This is a genomic window from Corynebacterium sp. HMSC035E02 (genome assembly GCF_001836065.1).
Taxonomy (GTDB): Bacteria; Actinomycetota; Actinomycetes; order Mycobacteriales; family Mycobacteriaceae; genus Corynebacterium; species Corynebacterium hiratae.
In genome coordinates this window covers 71,406-91,468 of sequence record NZ_KV827377.1, presented here as the reverse complement: position 1 = coordinate 91,468, position 20,063 = coordinate 71,406, and the positions used below count along the sequence as shown (strand labels likewise).

Sequence of the window (20,063 nt, the reverse complement as noted above, 5' to 3'; positions counted from 1 at the left end):
AGGGTAGGGGCATGACTGATTTCACTCGTGCCGATGGTCGCGCGCTCGACCAACTCCGTAGCGTTCGTATTACCCGCAACTTCACCACCAACCCGGCCGGGTCGGTCTTGGTGGAGTTCGGCAACACCCGAGTCATGTGTACGGCTTCCGTGGAATTCGGGGTGCCGCGCTTCAAGAAGGACTCCGGCGAGGGCTGGCTGACTGCTGAGTACGCGATGTTGCCTGCGGCCACCCACGACCGCATGCCGCGCGAGTCGATGAAGGGCAAGGTCAAGGGCCGCACCCACGAGATCTCCCGCCTGGTGGGCCGCAGCCTGCGCGCCGCCGTGGACCTGTCCGAGCTGGGGGAGAACACCATCCAGCTGGATTGCGATGTGCTGCAGGCAGATGGCGGTACCCGCACGGCGTCGATTACCGGCGCGTATGTGGCGCTGGCTGATGCGATTGCCTACCTCAAGGAGGAGGGTGTCGTCCCGGGCGAGCCGCTGCTGGATCCGATCGCTGCGGTTTCCGTGGGCATCATCGATGGTCACGTGTGCTTGGACCTGCCCTATGAGGAGGATTCCCGCGCGGAGGTTGATCTCAACGTGGTGATGCAGGAAGGCGGGGACTTTGTCGAGATTCAGGGCACCGGTGAGCACGGTCTGTTTGGCCGCGCGGAGCTCAACGACATGTTGGACGTTGCCCAAGCCGGCTGCGCCCAGCTTATCGACGCTCAAAAGGCGGCCCTCGGATGGTAAAACTCCTCGTCGCTTCGAATAACGCCAAGAAGCTCAAGGAGCTAGAGAAGATCCTCGCCGACGCCGGCATCGCAGGCATCGAGCTGCTCCCGCTGTCCGCTGTGGAGGCCTATCCGGAGCCCGTGGAGGATGGCCGCACGTTTGCTGATAACGCACTGATCAAGGCGCGCGCCGGGGTGGAGCACACCGGTTTGGCGACAATCGCGGATGATTCCGGCCTCGCGGTGGAAGAACTCAACGGCATGCCAGGTGTGCTCTCTGCTCGGTGGTCGGGCGGCCACGGTGACGATGAAGCCAATAACCGGCTGCTGCTGGGGCAGATGTCCCACGTGCCCGCCGAGCGCCGCGCGGCTGCCTTCGTGTCGGTCTGCGCACTGGTGACCCCGGATGGGCAGGAACACGTGGTGGAGGGCCGCTGGCCAGGCTCCTTGCTCACCGCCCCGCAGGGCGAGAATGGCTTTGGCTACGATCCGCTCTTCCAACCCGAAGGTGAATCCCGCTCCGCCGCGGAGATGTCCCCGGAGGAGAAGAACGCTGTCTCGCACCGCGGCCGCGCGCTTGCACAACTGCGCGAACCCTTAGCGGCGCTTGCCGGCCAAGCCTAAGCCTCCGCCCGCCATCACCACGAGCCCCAGCATCCGCCGAGCCATCACCGCAAGCCTCGGCGTCCGCTAGCTGGGCTGGTTGATGGGGGACCAAACTCGAAAGGACCGCCTGCGTACATTCTGCGAAGACCACCTGGGGAAATGCAGAAGCTGCCTCGCAGATGGTCCTGTGGCTTTGGTCCCTCCGCACATGGTTCTACTCATATGGTTCGCCTCCCCCAAACGAACCTTCTGCAGTGCTTTAGGTGGTTTCTTTGCCCCCCAAAAGAACCCGATGAGGGGAACCGCCTGAAGAGAACCATGTGGGCTCGCCGAGCGCTGTGGCGACAAGACCCCACACGGAAACCGTGCGGGGTCAGACTATGTGCGCCCGGTGAGACTTGAACTCACACGTCATAAGACACTAGAACCTAAATCTAGCGCGTCTGCCAATTCCGCCACGGGCGCTGGTTTCGTTGCTGCGGAGCGCTCTTTGCTCTGCGCAACGGTCACTAGCCTACAGGGCGGCAGGCTATAGACGGAAATCCACTTTTCCGGGCGTGGTGGGTAGGCTGTTCAGAGTGAGCACCAACCCAGCACCGAAAAAGCGGATGAAGGTTCGATGGTGGCACATCGTCCTCATCGTGCTCTTCGTCGTGCTCTTTTTGTTCCTTGCTTACTGGCAATGGACGCGGTTCCGCTCCGGTTCGGGAACCTTCCAGAACTTGGGATACGCCTTCCAATGGCCGCTGTTCGCGGTATTTGTTGTTTACGCTTACCGCACCGCCATGCGCTACGAGAATGAGCGAATCGATGCCGAGAACGAAGCCCTCCAGCGGGGAGAAGAGCCAGCCCAATATGAGGCAGAGGACGTGCGCGCGGCCAAGGAGCACACCGAGACTAAAATCGACGAAGATTTCCTACCGCCCCGTCCGCAGATTGATGTGGAAACCTTCAACGCTATGAACAAGCAGCGCCGCCGTCGCGGCACCGAAGAGGAGAATTTATGAGCAACCCAGTGAACAACGCTGTCCATCCTGACCGCCAGGCGCGTATCCGTGGCCCGCTGAAGTTCTTTTCCATTGCCGCCACGATTACCGGTATTTTCCTTCTCATTCTTGTCGCGCGCATGATCCTGCAATACGGCGTGGGCATGGAGATGCCATCGTGGGCTACGCTCATCGCCCAAGCGCACGGCGTGGCCTACATGGTCTACCTCGTATCCATCCTGGTCCTCGGTCCGCGTGCAATGTGGCCGGTAGGCAAGCTCTTTACCACGGCGCTCGCCGGTGTTGTTCCGTTCCTTTCCTTCTGGATGGAGCACAAGCGCCGCACTGAAGTTGTTGAGCAGTTCCAGCTTTAAGAGTCTTCTACCGGCACCATCGTGAGGTTGGCGCCAAAATCGACCACGTCCTGGGCTATGTCCGGGGATAGGTCAGTTGTTGTGATGACCGTGTCGACCTGGTCAAAGGTGGCCACTCGGTGGGCCGACATGCGGGTGAACTTCTCTGGTGTGGTGACAACGATGACACGTCGGGCCGCTTTAAAGTAGGCCCGTTTGATGGTGGCCTCGGTAAGGTTCGGGGACATAAGGCCCACCGACGGAGTGCACGCGCAGACACCCACGATTGCTAAGTCGAAGCGCATGGACATGACTGTGTCAACCGCTTCTGCCCCGTACACCGCAAGATCGTCGCTATTGACGGTTCCGCCTGGAATTAGGACGTCGCTGCCCGGCGTCTTGGCTAATGCTGCGCCCGCGTACAGAGACATCGCCAGGGCCGTGATGTCCATTCCGGCGAGGTTGCGGGCGACCGCTGTGGGGGTTGTACCCGAGTCGATGAGAACACAGGAGCCGGGCTCGACTAGTCGTGCCGCCTCTGCGGCAATAGCGCGTTTGCCAGCGGGGTCCTCTTTCCGGCGAACCTCTAGGGGATAGCGGGCACCCCGTCGCACAGCGGGGCGAGCGCCGCCATGAAAGCGCGTGAGTGCCCCAGCTTCTTCCAGCTCGGTGAGATCTCGGCGGATGGTAATCGCGGAGGCCCCAGTGAGTTCTTGTAGTTGGTTGACCGTTTTGCTCCCCGAGTCAACCGCCCAGATGATTCTGCGCTGACGTTCTTCCTTGTCCATGGCCCTGATCATATAGAACTGAAACGACCATATACAGTGAACGTTTCAATCTTTATTCTGTGGCTAGGCAAGGTAAAAGCCCTTGTCACAAGGCTTCAGGACAGGTGATTGAAATGCGTATGACAGTAACTCTCGGGCTTTTAATGAGCGAGCGTTTGGCTGCGGATGTGGCACGCTACGCACCACACGGAGTGCGTGTTCGGTGGATCAGTACGGAAGAGGAAGCACGCGCGTGCGATGGTGTGGTTCTCGACGCCACAGAATTCGATGGCGTCCTCCCCGGCCACGTGGTGCTGGTGCTAGGCGACGTCAACGGGGTTGCCGAAGAACGGCTTCGGCGTTCTGGGGCGGTGGTTATGCACCGCCACTTGCGCACGGAGCTTGACACCTTGTTGATGGCCTTTGGCGCCTTCGTGGATCAGCAGGCCCTCATCAGAGCAAGGTAAAAGCATTGTGTGTGGGGCTGGGTTCAGATCGAAGGGCTAGTCTGGAAGGCATCTTTTTCTGAATCACACAAAGGACGGGCTTTATGTCTCCTCGCAAACTAAGCACCACCCTCATCGCCCTCGTGGTGCTGTTGTCGCTGGCCTGCGCTGCGCTTGGTGTCTACGCCGTGCGCCAGCCGCACGAGGTTTATACCGCGCCGGTGCAGTCAACCAACACGCAGGTCGTTAAGGCTGTCCAGCGCGAAGAGCAGGTGGTCTTGCTCAGCCTGGGTATCCAGGGGCTGGCGGAGAAATCTTCCGTGGGTCAGGTCTTAGGCGTGAAGGTTCCGTGGACTAGCCGAACACAATTTGTGCAGTATTCCTATAAAGCCAAGCTCGGTATCGAAGGCAAGGACGTTCGCGTCACTGAGACCGGCGAGCATGCCTACACTGTCCACATCCCGGACTTCATCTTCATTGGGCATTCCGATGAAGAGTTTAAGACCGCTGTGGAAAACAACGGCGTGCTCAGCTGGACCACCCAGCCGATCGACGCCGCATCTACAGTGTCGGATGTCCTCAGCGCCGATAAGAAGCGCGAGGACATCGACGACAACCGCGAGCTCCTGCAGGATCAAGCTCGCAATTTCTATGAGGGCATCATCCGTGGCGTTGACCCCGAGGCCCAGGTCACCATGGAGTTCAGCTAGTCCTCACGTCGAGTGACCTTTTGCGTGGAATGATCCTTTTTCTACGTCGAGTGTCCCCCGTACGTGGAATGAACTATGTTCATTCCACCTCCGTGAACTTGCGGTCCCAGTAAGCTCGCACCGGGTTAGCGTCCGCAAGGAGGATATCGAAGCGGTCATTGGCAATCTCGATGATTTCGCTCAAGACCACGCGCTGCTCCAGCTCATCCGAGTTGGACAAGCGGCGCACGCCCGCATCGATGACGCGATCGGCCGAGTCATTGGTGTCCAGGTATGCCACGAACGGCATGTCGAAGCGCTCGCGATAGGCCTGTGAGACGTCGATAAGCTGCTGCGTTTGAATATCGTCGAGGTCATCCAGGGCCAGGGAACCGCGGTCGGCGGAGATGGTGGCGGCCGTGTCGGAATCGGCCAGCAGCAGCTCATCCATCGCCGGGTAGTCGTGGATCAGTGCGCGGCGCTGGTCGCTCGGAGCGGTGAGCACCGTGACCTGGATTGCCTCGCGCAACTGGCTGACGTCCTGGAAGGGGCGCAGTTCCCAGGCGGCTTCGAGCGGCCAGGTTTCGTTGTTGAAGAGCGGGCGCAGAGCGCTGACGAAGCTATCGCGGTCCATCTCGTTGAGCTCCTTGAGCGAGACACCGGCGCCGTCGAGGCGGCTGACATCATCGCCGGACTGCGAGCCGAGGTGGAAGAAGAGCAAGTTGAGCAGGATTGCGGTGATAGCGCCGATGGACATTCCGGAGGAGACGAAGATCTGCGCCCACTCCGGGAAGGCGGTCGCTACGTCCGGCTTGAAGGTGACGAGCATGGCCAGCCCCAACGCGGTGGTAACGATGGCGGCGTTGCGGCCGTCGGTGATGTCTTCCTTCGCGATGGTCTGCAGGCCGGCCCAGGCGACGTTGGCGAACAGAGCGAGGGAGGCGCCGCCGAGCACCGGGGAGGGGATAGCTGCCACGATGGCTGCAGCCTTGGGTAGCAGCCCCAGGATGATCATGAAGCCCGCTGCTGACACCGCGACCCAGCGGGACTTCACACCGGTGAGGCGGACGAGGCCGACGTTCTGCGCAAAGCAGGTATAGGGGAAGGAGTTCATCACGCCACCAAGGGTGGTGGAGAGACCGTCGGCGCGAATGGCGCGCACAACGTCATCGCGTTTGATGCGCTTCTTCACAATCTCACCGGTAGCGAAGACATCGCCGGTGGTTTCCACCATGGTGATGATCATGACGATGATGAGGGAGAGAATCGCCATGATGTCGAACTTCGGCATACCGAAGTAGAAGGGCGTCGTCATGCCGATGGCATCAGCCTCACGCACGCCGTCAAAGGACGTATCGCCCAGCACGAAGGCCACGCCAGTACCGATGACCAAACCAAGCAACACAGACAGCGTGCCCAGGAAGCCGCGGAAGAAACGCTGCACAACAATGATGATGGCCAGCGTGCCGAAACCATAGAGCAGATCGCGCGCGGCCGGGACCCCGTCAGCGTAATTGACAAAGTCATTTGCTGAGACCGCCAGCAGCGACGTACCCATGACCAGAAGCACGGTGCCGGTGACAATCGGCGGGAAGTACTTGAGCACGCGTCCAAAGACCGGCGCGGCGAAGAAGGTAAAGATACCGGCAGCAATAATCGCACCATAGATCGTGGGCAGTGGCTGGTCACCAGCGCTCATGCCGATGGCTATGATGGGGCTGACCGCCGTGGTGGTTACGCCCTGGATGATGGGCAGCCGGACGCCGATGTGCTTGCCGACGCCCACCGCTTGGATCAACGTCGCCAGACCACAGGTCAACAGGTCAGCGTTGATGAGGTGAATCGTGGTGGCCTCATCGAGGCCCAAGGAACCAGCGATGAGCAGCGGCACGATGACCGCGCCCGCGTAGAAAGCGAGAACGTGCTGAAGTCCGAGCGCTGCCAGCTTGGGCGCTGGCGGGACAACATCAACGGGATGGGTTGGGGTGGTGGCAGGGCTAGCGGTAGCGGCGGTGTCAGACACGCAAAGAGCTCCTTGCTGAAGGGCGAGACGAGGATACTGCGCATAACAATAGAGCGCGGCGCGGACAGGCACCAAGAACTTGCCTGGAAGGTGTGGGAAAGGCCACGTCAGGGGGTGATTTACCCCCGCATCTAACCGTACGGTCGTTACCTATGAGAGAGCTGACCAGTGTGGTGCTAAAACCAGCCCGTTCGGTGGCATGGGGCCCGCATTTGCCGATATGAGGTTATGCGTCCGTACCCCTACTATTGGCTACAGAGAGGGGTTCGGTGACGATACGCGTTGACCGAATTGCCCGTGAGCCGAAGTCACCCACAGCCCTTCTGCGACTAAGTGTTACGCGTCGTGCGAACTATGAAGGGAGTCAAAATAGTGACCACCGCAACGGAACAGTCTGTGCAGTTCGAGGCATGGAAGGGCTTTGAGCCCGGCCCGTGGACTGAAAACATTGACGTTCGTGATTTTATCCAGCGCAACTACACCCCTTATGACGGGGACTCCTCCTTCCTCGCTGGGCCCACCGAGAAGACGCAGCGCGTGTGGGATCATTTGGAGAAGAATTACCTGTCCGTCGAGCGCCAAAAGCGCATCTTCGACGTAGACACCCACACCCCAAGCGATATCGACGCCTTCCCGGCTGGGTACATCTCCGAGGACGATGACGTCATCGTTGGCCTGCAGACGGATACGCCGCTCAAGCGCGCCATGATGCCCAATGGTGGTTGGCGCATGGTCAAGCAGGCCATCAAGGAAGCCGGTAAGGAAACCGACCCGGAGATCGAGAAGATCTTCACGCGCTACCGCAAGACCCACAACGATGCAGTCTTCGATATCTACACCCCGCGCATCCGCGCAGCGCGTTCCTCCCACATCATCACCGGCCTGCCGGATGCCTATGGCCGCGGCCGCATCATCGGCGACTACCGCCGCGTGGCCCTCTACGGCGTGGACTTCCTCATTGCTGAGAAGGAAGCATCCAAGCATGCGGTGGGGGACCTCGGCTTCTCCGAGCACTGGGCACGCTACCGCGAGGAGCACGCCGAGCAGATCAAGGCTCTGAAGAAGCTCAAGGTCATGGCTGAGTCCTATGGCTTCGATATCTCGAAGCCCGCGAAGACCGCCCACGAGGCAGTGCAGTGGACCTACTTTGGATACCTTGCCTCCATCAAGTCCCAGGACGGCGCCGCCATGTCCATCGGCCGCCTCTCCGCATTCTTCGATTGCTACTTCGAGCGTGACCTGAACGCGGGCATCATCACCGAGGAAGACGCCCAGGAGATCATCGACCAGCTGGTGCTCAAGCTGCGCATCGTCCGCTTCCTGCGCACCGAGGACTATGACCAGATCTTCTCCGGTGACCCGTACTGGGCAACCTGGTCCGATGCCGGCTTTGGCGACGATGGCCGCCACATGGTGACCAAGACTTCTTTCCGTCTGCTGCAGACGCTGATCAACCTGGGCCCGTCGCCGGAGCCGAACATCACCATCTTCTGGGATCCGCAGCTGCCGGCGGGCTACAAGGAATTCTGCGCCCACATCTCGATTGAGACCTCCTCGATCCAGTACGAGTCCGATAAGCAGATTCGTGAGCAGTGGGGCGACGACGCCGCAATTGCGTGCTGCGTGTCCCCGATGGCCGTCGGCAAGCAAATGCAGTTCTTCGGCGCCCGCGTGAACGCCGCCAAGGCCCTGCTCTACGCCATCAACGGCGGCCGCGACGAGGTCAGCGGCAAGCAGGTCGTGGACGGCTACGAAGCAATCCAGGGCGATGGACCGCTCGACTTCGACGAGGTCTGGCAGAAGTACGAGGAGATGCTGGATTGGGTTGTGGGCACCTACGTTGAGGCCCTCAACATCATCCACTACTGCCACGACAAGTACGCCTACGAGGCCATCGAGATGGCGCTGCATGATTCCGATATCGTGCGCTCCATGGGCTGCGGTATCGCCGGCCTGTCCATCGTGGCTGATTCGCTTTCCGCCATCAAGTACGCCAAGGTCTACCCGGTGCGCGATGAAACCGGCCTCATCGTGGACTACAAGACGGAAGGTGACTTCCCCTTCTACGGCAACGATGACGACCGCGCCGATGACATCGCCGCCACCATCGTTCACACCGTGATGGAGAAGATTAAGGCCATCCCGATGTACCGCAACGCCATCCCCACCCAGTCGGTGCTGACCATTACCTCCAACGTTGTCTACGGCAAGGCAACTGGTTCCTTCCCGTCCGGCCACCAGGCAGGTACCCCGTTCGCGCCGGGCGCAAACCCGGAGAACGGCGCGGATAGCCACGGCATGGTTGCCTCCATGCTGTCGGTAGGCAAGCTGGACTACAAGGATGCACTCGACGGCATCTCGCTGACCAACACCATCACCCCGTCCGGATTGGGCCGCACCCCGGAGGAGCGCATCACCAACCTGGTGGGCGTCCTCGACGCCGGCTTCATCATGGATTCCGAATAGACCACGTCCACACCACTTCCTAAGGAGAACACATCATGGCAACCAAAACTTTCGACGAGCGCCTCGCTTCCATGAAGGCCAACCGCACCGCCAACAACATGAACTCGGGCCTTTACCACGCCAACATTAACGTCCTGGACAAGTCCACCCTGGAGGACGCCGTTGAGCACCCGGAGAAGTACCCGAACCTCACGGTCCGCGTTTCCGGCTACGCGGTGAACTTTGTGAAGCTCACCCGCGAGCAGCAGCTGGACGTCATCTCCCGTACCTTCCACCAGGGCTCCTAAATGGCAGATGGCATTACCGGCGTCGTGCGCCTTACCCCAGAAGAAGGGGAGAAGGTGCGCGGCGCCGCCGCCGGTTTAGGAACGGACAACGACCTCGACGGTTACACCCGCCCAGAGTTGATGCAGGCTCGCCGCTCTGGTGATGTCGCGCTCGTGCACTCCTGGGAGCTGGTGACGGCCGTGGATGGGCCTGGAACCCGCATGACCATGTTCATGTCGGGTTGCCCGTTGCGCTGCCAGTACTGCCACAATCCAGACACCATGGAGATGAAGGTCGGCACCTTGGAGCGCATCGAAGACGTGGTTAAGCGCGTCAAGCGTTATAAGCCCGTCTTCAAGGCTTCCGGGGGTGGGCTGACCATCTCTGGTGGTGAGCCACTCTTCCAGATCGCCTTCGCGCGGCGCCTGCTCAAGGAAGTCCACGATGCAGGCATCCACACCACGATCGATACCTCGGGCTACCTCGGCGCGCGCCTGCGTGATGAAGACCTGGACAATATCGATTTGGTGCTGCTGGACGTCAAGTCCGGTGACGAGGAGACCTATAAAAAGGTCACCCGGCGTGAATTGCAGCCGACGATCGACTTTGGGGATCGCCTCAATGCCATCGGCAAACCGGTGTGGATTCGCTTCGTGGTGGTGCCGGGGCTTACCGACTCCCCAGAGAACGTCGCCAACGTTGCGCGCATTGTCTCCCGCTGGAAGAGCAACATTGAGCGCATCGAGGTGCTGCCCTTCCACAACATGGGCGCGGATAAGTGGCACGAGCTGGGCTACCCCTACACCTTGGAGGATACGAAGCCGCCGAAGCCGGAAGACGTCGAAGCTATCCGCGAGGTGTTCCGCAAGGAAGGTTTCGTGGTCTACTAGAAGCATGAAACGCTTCGGCCACACCATCAAGGAACACACCATCACCGTCCCCTGGGACTATGACAATCCCGCCGCGGGGGAGTTCGAGCTCTACGCCCGGGAAATCATCCCGCCCGGCGGTGAGAATTATCCGGCGCTGCTCTATAACCAGGGCGGGCCGGGCTTCCCGGCGCCGCGGCCGACGGGTGCTTCCGGACTCATCGGGAAGGGCTTGGAGCGCTACCGCTGGATCCTCATGGACCAGCGCGGCACCGGGCGCAGCCATCGCATTGACGAGCTCAGCCCGGCTGAGGATCGCAGCGCTGCGCGTCTGGCGCAGCTGCGGCAAGAAAATATCGTGCGCGATGCCGAGCGCCTGCGCGAGCACCTCGGCGAGGAATCCTGGGATCTCTTCGGCCAATCCTTCGGCGGCTTCATCATCACCGCCTATGTCTCGATGTTCCCTGATTCCATTGGGCGTGCCTTCCTCACTGGTGGACTGCCCACCCTGACCAAAGGCGCGGATGATCTCTACCGCACCACCTTTGCCAAGCTCAAGGTCCGCCACGAGCGGTTCTATGCCCAGTTCCCGTGGGCACAAGCGCGCATCGAGGAAATCCTCCACCACCTAGACAACTCGGAGGAGCTGCTGCCGACGGGGGAGCGTCTGTCTTCGCGCCGCTTCCGCACCATCGGCATCGAACTGGGCCGCGGTACCGGATTCGATTCTCTGGGTTACCTGCTGGAGGAACCTTTCCGCACCGTGCACGGCGAGAAGCGCTTGCGTTCGGACTTCCTCAACGACGTCGGTAGCCGCGTGAGCTTCCAGGCCGGCCCGCTGTACGCGGCGATTCATGAATCCATCTACGGTGGCGTCGGCGGCCAAGCCGTCACCGGCTGGGCGGCGCACCGCATACGCGAGGAATTCCCCGAGTTCGCCGAAGGCGGCACCTATCTGACCGGTGAGCACATTTTCCCTTGGCAGTTCGATGAGGACCCGGCGCTGCGCCCCTTCAAGCAGGCCGCCGAGGAGCTCGCCGCCCACGAGTGGGCAAGCTCTCCGTATGACGCCGCCAAGCTTGCCGACGCCCCCGTTACCGCCTCCGCCGCCATCTACCTCGACGATATCTTCGTGCCCTTCGAGGATTCCCTAGCCACAGCGGAGACCTACCGCGACTTGCGCCCAGTGGTGACTAACCGCTTCCAACACAATGGGATTAGTGAGGACGGCGCGGGGATTTTGGGTGAGCTCTTCCGGGTAGCTGACGAGCATTAAAGGCTCCGAGTGACCTCGGGGAGTGATCTCCCTCGAGATGTGGTGGTGGTCACCGTGTGGCACACTGGTTAGGAAAATCTAAATCGAGCAGAAAGGATAAGCCTATGGCCGGTCTCATCGTCATTGGCGTGATTCTCCTACTTATTATTGCCACCGCCTTCGACGGTTTCTTCATCGTCCGGACGAAGGAAGCCGCCATCATTGAGCGGATGGGTAAGTTCGTGACCGTGGCTCACGCAGGCTTGCACTTCAAGCTGCCCTACGTCGACCGCGTGCGCGCCAAGATCAGCCTGCAGATCCGTCAGCTCGATGTCATGGTGGAAACCAAGACCAAGGACAACGTCTTCGTCCAGATCCCCGTTGCCGTGCAGTACGAGGTAGTCCAGGGCAGCGAGCGCCAGGCCTTCTATACCCTGTCCAACCACGAGCAGCAGATCGTGGCCTACGTGCAGGACAACGTCCGTTCCTCCGTGGCAAACATGAACCTGGATGATTCCTTCTCTTCCAAGGACACCATCGCCCGCAACGTGGCGATGTCCCTGCGCGATAACATGGCCGCCTACGGCTGGAACTTCGTCAATACCCTGGTCACCGATATTCGCCCAGATGCTCGCGTGCGCGAGTCCATGAACTCCATTAACGCGGCGCAGCGTGAGCGCGAGGCGGCCGTTGCTCAGGCGGAGGCCGAGAAGATCCGCGTGGTCAAGGAGGCCGAGGGTGCGGCCGAGGCTAAGAAGCTGCAGGGTCGCGGTGTGGCTGACCAGCGTAAGGAAATCGTCGAAGGTATTGCCCAGCAGTATGAGCTGCTGCGTGCTGCCGGCGTGCAGGAGAACCCCGAGACCCTCATGCTGGTCTCCCAGTACCTCGACGCCATGGTGGACGTAGCCGACCGCGCCCACACCAACGTGCTCTACATGCCGTCTAACCCGGGCGGCATGCAGGATCTCTTCGGCGGTATGCGCGATACGCTGCTGTCCACCAACGCTATTAATGAAGCCCCGAAGCCGAAGGTGCCGGCCGGCGAAGCAAAGCACAGCCGCGAGGACGCCGCCGCTGAGCGCCGCCGCCGTGAGGAGCAGGAGCGCCGCGAGCGCGATGAGCGTGCCCGCCGCGATGCTGAGCTGATGGAGCAGGCGCAGCGCGCACAGCAACAGGCTCAGGAAAAGGTGCAGAACGCACAGCAGGGCCAGGGCTTTGGTCAGTTCTCGGGTTTCCCGGCCCCGCCCCAGGGCAATAATCAGCCGCAGAGCGCGCGCGATTACTTTGACCAGTTGCGCAACCAGCTCAACAAGGGCAACTAAAGACAGCTAAGCACATGAATAGAGGGCCTTCCCGCAGTCTGGGAAGGCCCTCTCTTTTCTTTCGGCGGAAGTGAGAGCAAGGCTCCGCGCATCATATGGTGCGGCGCCGAGCGCGTTACCTACTTGACGTAGCCGATGTTCTCCACCTCGATGACGGCGAAGGAGTTGGCACCGAAGTTCGCGATGTCCGGGCTGGTAGCCACCATGGCCGGGCCGTTGTAAATCGGCATGATGCCGAACTGACCCAGTGCTTCCTTCTCCAGCTTGTTGGCTTCCTTGATCTGCTCGTTTGGATCGGCGATCTGGGATAGCTCGTCGATCTTCTTGTCCATCTCCGGGGTACCCGTGCCGGAGCGGTTGAGCTGGGAGCCGGAGCGGTAAATCTGGCCGAAGTAGGCCACACCGAACGGATCGCCGGAGGAGAAGCCCATGGGGAAGACATCAAAGTCATAGGAGGAGGTGATCTTGGAGAAGTCCGCGGACGGGCGCTCCTCCACCTTCAGGTCCACGCCGATGTCCTTCATCATCTTCTGGGTGGCGGTGGCCAGGGCCTTGCTGATGGAAGAATCACCCAACAGCGTGTAGCGCATGGACAGCTTCTTGCCGTCCTTCTCGCGGATGCCGTCGCCGCCTTCCTTCCAGCCGGCCTCGTCGAGCAGGGACTTAGCCTTCTCGGCATCGAACTTCACCACAGACCCGAAGTTGTCCTCGTAGCCCTCCTGGGTCTGGTACAGGTTGAAGGATCCCGGCAACTCCTCGGTGTAGCCGTTGAGGCCGTTGAAGCGGATGCCGGACAGCGTGGAGCGGTCGATACCGGTCATGATGGCCTCGCGGACCTTGGCATCGGAAAGAATCTCGTTCTTGGAGTTGAGAACGATGAGCGAGTTGGACGGGGCCATGGCGGTGCGGATCTCAATGCCCTGCATGTCCTTGACTGCAGCCAGGCGCTCCTTGTTGCCCACGCCGGTGGCGTCAATCTCGCCGGCCTTGAACGCGTTGATGGAGGCCTGATCCTCCATCTGACGGTAGGTCACCTTGTCCAGGAAAGGCTTATCGCCCCACCACTTCTCGTTCGGGACGAAGGTAGCGCTGCCGCTCTGGAAGTCAACGTTTTCAACCTTGAACGGGCCCGCGCCCCACTCTGGGTGGACCTCACCGAGGTAGGCTTCGTTGAACTTCTTGGCGGAGTCAATTTGCGGCGGGAGCAGGATGTTGAACAGACCCTGCCACCAGGGGTATGCCTGCTTGAAGGTGATGACGGCCTGCTTGTCGTTCTCACCTGGCTCGACGGACTCGATGAGCTCGTAGCCATCGGTGGAGGAGACGTTAGCCTCCTCGTCCTCACCGTTGTTGAACTTCCAGGTGTTCTCGAAGGCCTTCCAGTCAATCGGGGTGCCGTCGTTGTACTGGGCCTTCTCGTGGATGGTGTAGGTGACGACGGTCTTGCCGTCCTTCTCCTCGTCCTTGACGTCCGTGATGTAGTCATTGTTGACGTGGAACTCGCCGGATCCGTCGAAAAGACCGATCTGCGGGTTGTAGAACTTCCAGACGTCGCTGGTGTAGCGGGTACCGTCGGCCTGGAAGGGGTTCTGCTGCTGGGAGATCTCGGTGATGGCCAGGCGCAGCTCGCCGCCCTGCTTGAGCTCGGAGCGGTCCTTGGCGTTGTAGGATCCGTCCAGCTTGACGTCCAGCTTCTCGCCGGCTGCGGAGTTGCTGGAGTCCTTGGAGCCATCGGAGCTGCCGGAGCCGCCGTCGGAGGCGCAGCCGGTGAGAATGAGGGCAGAGGCGGTGACCACTGCGAGGGCGGTCCTGCGGAGCTTCATGTTCATTTTTGTGTCCTTTCGAGAGGAAACATGGAGACAAAGGGGTGAGTATTCAGTTATAAGTCTTGCTAAGCCGGGGTTTCGGCGGGCTGGTAAATCTCGCGCACCCGGTCACGTTCCACGGCTGGGTCCGGCACCGGGATGGCGGAGAGCAGCGCGCGGGTATAAGCGTGTTGGGGGTTGTCGAAGACCTCGTCGGTGGGGCCGTATTCCACGAAATCGCCCTTGTACATCACCGCGACCTTGTCGGAGAGGTGGCGCACAACGGACAGGTCGTGGGCGACGAAGACCAGGGAGATCCCGAGGCGGTTCTTCAGATCGTGCAGCAGGTTGATGATGCCAGCCTGGATGGACACGTCGAGGGCGGAGACGGGCTCATCGAGCACCACGATGGAGGGGTTGGTGGCGAGCGCGCGGGCCAAGCCGATGCGCTGGCGCTGTCCGCCAGAGAAGTGTCCGGGGAAGCGGTCCACCTGGTGGGATTCGAGGCCGACGAGTTTCATCAGCTCACCCACGCGCTGGCCGACGTCCCCCTCGTACCCCAGCGATTCCAGCGGCTCAGCGATGATCTCACGGATGGTCATGCGCGGGTTGAGCGAGCTCATTGGATCCTGGAAGACGATCTGGATGTCCTTGCGCAGCTTGCGGCGTGCCGACGCACTCAAGCCGGAGGTGTTGGTGCCGTTGACCACGATGGTGGAGCCCTCTGGAGGGTTGAGGTCCATGATCTCCAGCAGGGTGGTGGTCTTGCCGGAACCGGACTCACCCACGATGGCGAAGCACTCGCCCTGGTGCACGTCGAAGCTGACGTTCTTGACCGCATGGACGGTGCCGACGCGGCGCTTGAGAATCGCTCCCTTGATGAGCGGGAAGTCCTTGACCAGGTTCTTGACCTCCAAGGTGACGGGGCGCTGGTCGTAGGGCGTATCGCCCAAGGTATCGGCGGAAAGCTTCGGTAGTGGGTACATGCGCTCGCCGCCAATCGTGCCGTCCTCAATTTCATCGGAGCGTAGGCAGGAGGCGTAGTGGCCGGGGCCGTCGCCAAGCTCACGCAGCTCCGGCTCCATGGTGCGGCACTCGTCCATCACCACTGGGCAACGGTCGGCGAAGGGGCACTCGGCGGCGACCTCAATCAGCCGCGGCGGGGTACCCGCTATGGGGGTCAGCGGCTCATCGGTGGCCTTGTCGACGCGCGGCGTCGACCCGAGAAGACCCACGGTGTAGGGCATCTTGGGGTTGTTGAAGATGGTGTCGACATCGCCCAGCTCCACCGGGCGACCGGCGTACATGACGAGGACGTCGTCGGCTGTGCCGGCCACGACACCCATGTCGTGGGTAATCATGATGACCGCGGCGCCGGTTTCGCGCTGCGCCACCTTGAGGACCTCCAGGATCTGAGCCTGGATGGTGACGTCGAGGGCCGTGGTGGGCTCGTCGGCGATGATGACGCGCGGGTTATTCGCCATGGCGATGGCGATGACCACGCGCTGACGCATACCACCGGAGAACTCGTGCGGGAAGGACTTCACGCGCTTGTCCGCCTCCGGAATGCCGACGAGTTCGAGCAGGCGAATGGCCTCCTTCTCCGCCTCCTTCGTGGAGACATCGCGGTGGGTCTGGATGGCTTCGATGAGCTGGTCGCCGATGGAGAACACCGGGGTCAGGGAGGAGAGCGGGTCCTGGAAGATCATGGCGATGTCCTTGCCGCGGATCTTCGACATCTCCTTGTCGGACTTGCCGATGAGCTCGGTGCCGGCATAGACCACGGAGCCTTCCACCTTGGCGTAATCCGGCAGCAGACCCATAACCGCCATTGAGGTGACGGACTTACCGGAGCCGGACTCGCCCACAATGGCCAGGGTGCGGCCCGGCATAAGGTCGAAGTCAACGCCACGTACGGCGTGGACGGAGCCGGCCTCCGAGGGGAAGGTGACGGACAGATTGCGTACGGACAGAACCGGGTCGGCGGACGCGGCGGGATCGGTAGCGCGGCTGGCCGGGACGGCGTTGGCGTTATGCGCAGTATTCTGCGGGGTCATGCTCGGCCTCCAGAGTTCGAGTTGGGGTCAATGGCGTCGCGCAGACCGTCGGCGATGAACGCCATGGAGACGGTCAGCAGCGTGAGGATGCCTGCAGGGAAGTAGAAGAGCCAGGGTGAAGCCTCGACGGCGTTGGCGCCGCCGGCCAGGAGGGTGCCCAGGGAGACGTCGGGAAGCTTCACGCCCAAGCCCAAGAAGGACAGCGCGGTCTCCGACATGATGGTGGACACCACGCCCAGGGCCGCTTGGATGATGAGCAGCGAACCGATGTTGGGCACTACGTGGCGGAAGATGGTGCGCAGGCGCGAAACACCCATGTAGTCCGCGGCGCGGACGTAGTCGTTCTCGCGCACGCTGAGCGCCATGGCCCAGATGACACGCGCCGGGTACATCCAGCCGAAGACGATGAGCACCACGATGAGCAGCTTCCAGTCACCGCCGGAATCGGAGACCACCAGAGCGATGAGCAGGAAGGTCGGGATTGCCAGCAGGAAGTGGATGACGGCCAGGATGACCTTTTCCACCGCGCCTCCGTACATGGCCGCGGCCGCGCCGATGAAAGCGGACAACACCGTGGATGCTATCGACACGATAAGCGCAATGATGAGCGAGCGGCCCAGGCCGTGGACGGTTTGCGCGAAGAGGTCGTTACCGGAATCGGTCGTGCCGAACCAGTGCTCGGAGGAAGGTCCGGTGGACAGGTTGAAGAAGTCCGGCTCATCGAAACCCCAGGGGGTCAGCAGGCTGCCAAAGATGGCCAGCAGGGTGAGCAACACGAAGATGACGAGGCCGACGGCCGCGAACTTGTTGCGGAAGAAGCGGCGAACGTACAGCTTGAGCTTTGAGGTGCCGCGGAACTCGTTGCTGGAGAACTGCTTGCGCTGTGCGTCATCGACATCGACGCCGGAACCAAGTGCGGACTGTGCGCTGGGTTCGGTCTGCGGTGAAAAGTCAGCAGTGGCGGTATGCGGGCGCACGCCAAGGTTGTCCGCGGCGGTGTCGATAGCGAGATCGTTGCGGCGGTGGCGTTGCGGCTGACGTGCTGCCGAGCGCGGCGACGTGGATTTCTTTTCTGGAGACATTTAGCTCACCCTTACTCGCGGATCGAGGGCTACGACGACGAGGTCAGCCAGGATTGCGGAGAAGGCAATCATGACGGCACCGAAGGCGGCGACGGCGGTGGTGCCGTTGACGTCGTTGCGGCTGATGGTTTCGATGAAGTACTGGCCCATTCCCTTCCACGCGAAAATGGTTTCCGTCATGATGGCGCCGGTAAAGATTCCGGGAACGGAGAAGGCCACGGAGGTTGCCACCGGAATGATGGAGGTGCGCAGGGCGTGCTTGCGGATGGCCTGGGAGCGCGTGAGGCCCTTGGCCCGGGCGGTGCGCACGTAGTCGGCATTCAAGTTATCCAGCAACAGGGTGCGCTGCATCATGTGGTAGCCGGCGTAGCTGATGATGATGAGCGAGATGGACGGCAAGATGAGGTGCTGCGCCATATCCAGCAGCTTGGGGAAGAAGCCTTCGACGCCGAGGCTGGACGCGCCCGTCACATAAACCACGCGGTGGCCGGTGACGCGGTTGATCCACAGGCCACCGGCAACAACCAGAATGGAGGCGACGACCACGTGGGTGTTCATCGTGATGATGGAAACGCCCTGCCAGAAGCGGTCAGCCGCTTTGTATTGGCGGGAAGCGGTGTAGACACCAAGGCCGACGCCGATGATGACGGAGAGGATCGTGGCGACGAGCAGTAGCTGTGCCGAGACGAGAGCGCGGTGAGCGATTTGCGCGCTGACCGGGTCGCCGAGAGGGGAGGTACCCCAGTCCCAGTGGAAGAGAATGTTGGAAAGCCAGCCCCACCAGCGCTCAATAAGCGGGGTCTCAGGATTGAGCCCGAGCGGAGTGAGGATGCGGCCGATTTCTTCCGGCTCGAGCGGTGGGTTGCGGCCGACATAATTTGATCGGGGATCAAGGAAGGTTGCGGCCAGGAGATACGCGATATTAGTCGCGAGGAAGATGACTACCAGCCAGCTGGCGGTCTTCTTGATGATGTACTTGAACATCACTATTCCTTCGCAGGGTTTGTCTCGGCAGATTCGGTGAGTATGGCGGCCGATAAGAGTTAACGGCACTCATGTGACCTAGACCTCAGGCTAGGTGCTGTGTCACATATTAAAAGAAATGTGAGACAGGAGAGGAATAATGATTGTTTTTGTTTCATGGGGGTACTCCCCGCGTGTGAAAACTTTGTATTAATTACATATTAATTGGCCTATAGAAATTTGCAAGCAGGGGAGTGTCGGTGCAGGGACTGAAAGCTTCTTTGGGCTCACAAATCGTGCCTGATTGCCTGGGTGGCAGTGAATAATATGCGCATAGTTTGGGGGTAGTGTGCAGGGGGATTGCGCTGAATAGATAAGGGGTAAGGAACGCTCAGCAAGCATGCAGGAGCCGGCTCAGCGCATCTTTTTCAGCCTCCGTGACCCAGATTTCATAGACCGCTTTTACCTCGACGATGCGACGCGCATACTCACAGCGAAAACCTTTGTTGGGCGGCAGCCACGTGGCGGCATCGCCGGCGCCTTTCTGCTGGTTGAGAGGACCATCGACGGCAAGGAGATTGCGGGGATCATTGGCAAAGTTGCGGCGCTTCTCGGGTGACCATTGCTGGGCGCCTTTCTGCCAGGCGTCGGCCAGCGCCACAACGTGATCGATCTGCACTGCACTCGAGGTCTGCGCCCCGCGCTGAAACTCAATGTCCTGGCCCGAATAAGGATCATGCAAGGTGCCGGCGAGCGCCACGCAGTCGTGGGTTCCTTCCTTGAGCACGAGGCTCTCCGGATCCAAGTCCCTGCGGAGGATATCGTTGCGGGTATCGCAGCCGTTGTGGCCAAACACCACCGTGACATCATCGGACCAGGCCTGGCCGAATTCCTCGCGCTCATAACCGGTCATGGGGGCGCGGCCCTTGACCTTCAGAGAATCTAGGGCGGCGAGCGCTTCGGCTATGCCTGGCGCAATGTCTGGCGGGGGCGTGGCTTCGTCGGAGTGTTCTTCTGTGGGGGCTTCTTGCGCGGGCGCCGCTGTTGTTGTGGAAGCACTCGGCCCCGCCGCTGGGGGAGCAGCCGGGGAGGGAAGGAGCAGGCCGACCACCACGAGCACAGCCACCGCAGCGTTGAGCAGCGCGGCGATGAAGAACGGGGTACGAGAGGCCATGACGCATTGATCCTAGTGGGTAGAATCGGCACACGGTATGAGTATCGATATGTTCTTTGACGACTACCTCGCCGAGCGCGGCCTTACGCGCTCGGCGGAGGTCATCCCGGATCACGCCTGCCAGGTCTTTTGCGGTATGCCGAAGCCGACATCGCATCCTTCCCTCGATGAGGCCGTGCAGCTTGTTGTGCGCACTTTGGGGGAGTAGCGCA

19 protein-coding genes and 1 tRNA gene are annotated in these 20,063 nt (G+C 61.2%); 12 read left to right on the top strand and 8 right to left on the bottom strand.

The annotated features are described in order from the left end of the window. Positions 1-11: 11 nt before the first annotated feature. Both rph and rdgB read left to right on the top strand, forming a co-directional pair. Positions 12-740, top strand: a complete 729-nt coding sequence (rph, locus tag HMPREF2635_RS12370) for a ribonuclease PH (RefSeq protein WP_046647369.1) — start codon at positions 12-14, stop codon at positions 738-740. Further along, the gene (gene rdgB / locus HMPREF2635_RS12365) at positions 734-1,345 is read left to right on the top strand and encodes an RdgB/HAM1 family non-canonical purine NTP pyrophosphatase (RefSeq protein ID WP_070821853.1); all 612 of its coding nucleotides are present in this window, start codon (positions 734-736) and stop codon (positions 1,343-1,345) included. The genes rph and rdgB overlap by 7 nt, the downstream gene beginning before the upstream one ends. Positions 1,346-1,710: 365 nt before the next feature. Here rdgB and HMPREF2635_RS12360 read toward each other — a convergent pair. Further along, a tRNA-Leu gene (locus HMPREF2635_RS12360) sits at positions 1,711-1,792 on the bottom strand. A 143-nt stretch (positions 1,793-1,935) separates the two neighbouring features. Here HMPREF2635_RS12360 and HMPREF2635_RS12355 point away from each other — a divergent pair. Next, a complete protein-coding gene (locus tag HMPREF2635_RS12355) occupies positions 1,936-2,334 on the top strand; it encodes an SURF1 family protein (protein ID WP_070509754.1) in 399 nt (132 codons plus the stop codon). Beyond that, on the top strand, positions 2,331-2,687 hold the full coding sequence (locus HMPREF2635_RS12350; RefSeq protein WP_046647365.1) for a DUF3817 domain-containing protein: 357 nt from the start codon (positions 2,331-2,333) through the stop codon (positions 2,685-2,687). Before HMPREF2635_RS12355 ends, HMPREF2635_RS12350 begins: the two co-directional genes overlap by 4 nt. Here the strand turns inward: HMPREF2635_RS12350 and HMPREF2635_RS12345 are convergent. Beyond that, positions 2,684-3,454 carry a DeoR/GlpR family DNA-binding transcription regulator gene (locus tag HMPREF2635_RS12345; RefSeq protein ID WP_046647415.1) on the bottom strand — a complete coding sequence of 257 codons (771 nt, stop codon included), beginning with the start codon at positions 3,452-3,454 and terminating at the stop codon, positions 2,684-2,686. The genes HMPREF2635_RS12350 and HMPREF2635_RS12345 overlap by 4 nt on opposite strands. 143 nt (positions 3,455-3,597) lie before the next feature. Between HMPREF2635_RS12345 and HMPREF2635_RS12340 the strand changes: the two genes are divergently transcribed. Both HMPREF2635_RS12340 and HMPREF2635_RS12335 read left to right on the top strand, forming a co-directional pair. Continuing rightward, positions 3,598-3,900 carry a hypothetical protein gene (locus tag HMPREF2635_RS12340; RefSeq protein WP_230308861.1) on the top strand — a complete coding sequence of 101 codons (303 nt, stop codon included), beginning with the start codon at positions 3,598-3,600 and terminating at the stop codon, positions 3,898-3,900. 83 nt (positions 3,901-3,983) lie between these two features. Continuing rightward, positions 3,984-4,589, top strand: a complete 606-nt coding sequence (locus HMPREF2635_RS12335) for a hypothetical protein (RefSeq protein ID WP_046647363.1) — start codon at positions 3,984-3,986, stop codon at positions 4,587-4,589. A 79-nt stretch (positions 4,590-4,668) separates the two neighbouring features. On the opposite strand, the gene HMPREF2635_RS12330 is transcribed toward HMPREF2635_RS12335, so the two are convergent. Then, on the bottom strand, positions 4,669-6,591 hold the full coding sequence (locus tag HMPREF2635_RS12330; protein WP_070509752.1) for a solute carrier family 23 protein: 1,923 nt from the start codon (positions 6,589-6,591) through the stop codon (positions 4,669-4,671). Between the two features lie 354 nt (positions 6,592-6,945). On the opposite strand from HMPREF2635_RS12330, the gene pflB reads away from it, so the two are divergent. The 5 genes from pflB to HMPREF2635_RS12305 all read left to right on the top strand — a co-directional run bounded on the left by pflB (position 6,946) and on the right by HMPREF2635_RS12305 (position 12,770). Next, positions 6,946-9,057, top strand: coding sequence for a formate C-acetyltransferase (pflB, locus tag HMPREF2635_RS12325; protein WP_232745238.1), 2,112 nt, complete (start codon positions 6,946-6,948; stop codon positions 9,055-9,057). 35 nt (positions 9,058-9,092) lie between these two features. Next, positions 9,093-9,344, top strand: a complete 252-nt coding sequence (gene grcA2 / locus HMPREF2635_RS12320; RefSeq protein WP_070509749.1) for an autonomous glycyl radical cofactor GrcA2 — start codon at positions 9,093-9,095, stop codon at positions 9,342-9,344. Further along, positions 9,345-10,214, top strand: coding sequence for a pyruvate formate-lyase-activating protein (gene pflA, locus HMPREF2635_RS12315; protein WP_070516097.1), 870 nt, complete (start codon positions 9,345-9,347; stop codon positions 10,212-10,214). 4 nt (positions 10,215-10,218) lie between these two features. Next, positions 10,219-11,469, top strand: a complete 1,251-nt coding sequence (locus tag HMPREF2635_RS12310; RefSeq protein WP_070516094.1) for an alpha/beta fold hydrolase — start codon at positions 10,219-10,221, stop codon at positions 11,467-11,469. A 104-nt stretch (positions 11,470-11,573) separates the two neighbouring features. Then, complete coding sequence (locus tag HMPREF2635_RS12305) at positions 11,574-12,770, top strand: SPFH domain-containing protein (protein ID WP_070516092.1); 1,197 nt, start codon at positions 11,574-11,576, stop codon at positions 12,768-12,770. A 119-nt stretch (positions 12,771-12,889) separates the two neighbouring features. Here HMPREF2635_RS12305 and HMPREF2635_RS12300 read toward each other — a convergent pair whose 3' ends face one another. The 5 genes from HMPREF2635_RS12300 to HMPREF2635_RS12280 all read right to left on the bottom strand — a co-directional run bounded on the left by HMPREF2635_RS12300 (position 12,890) and on the right by HMPREF2635_RS12280 (position 19,851). After that, positions 12,890-14,599, bottom strand: a complete 1,710-nt coding sequence (locus HMPREF2635_RS12300; protein ID WP_070516090.1) for an ABC transporter family substrate-binding protein — start codon at positions 14,597-14,599, stop codon at positions 12,890-12,892. Between the two features lie 62 nt (positions 14,600-14,661). Then, on the bottom strand, positions 14,662-16,632 hold the full coding sequence (locus tag HMPREF2635_RS12295) for an ABC transporter ATP-binding protein (RefSeq protein WP_070516088.1): 1,971 nt from the start codon (positions 16,630-16,632) through the stop codon (positions 14,662-14,664). Then, complete coding sequence (locus HMPREF2635_RS12290; RefSeq protein ID WP_070509741.1) at positions 16,629-17,714, bottom strand: ABC transporter permease; 1,086 nt, start codon at positions 17,712-17,714, stop codon at positions 16,629-16,631. Before HMPREF2635_RS12290 ends, HMPREF2635_RS12295 begins: the two co-directional genes overlap by 4 nt. Then, positions 17,715-18,698 (bottom strand): ABC transporter permease, encoded by a 984-nt coding sequence (locus HMPREF2635_RS12285; protein ID WP_070516086.1) that lies wholly within the window; start codon positions 18,696-18,698, stop codon positions 17,715-17,717. A 370-nt stretch (positions 18,699-19,068) separates the two neighbouring features. Continuing rightward, positions 19,069-19,851 (bottom strand): HNH endonuclease family protein, encoded by a 783-nt coding sequence (locus HMPREF2635_RS12280; protein WP_070516084.1) that lies wholly within the window; start codon positions 19,849-19,851, stop codon positions 19,069-19,071. 37 nt (positions 19,852-19,888) lie between these two features. Here HMPREF2635_RS12280 and HMPREF2635_RS13490 point away from each other — a divergent pair, with 37 nt between their 5' ends. After that, positions 19,889-20,059: a hypothetical protein gene (locus HMPREF2635_RS13490; RefSeq protein WP_158013196.1), complete on the top strand. Its 171-nt coding sequence runs from the start codon at positions 19,889-19,891 to the stop codon at positions 20,057-20,059. The last annotated feature ends 4 nt before the right edge of the window (positions 20,060-20,063 follow it).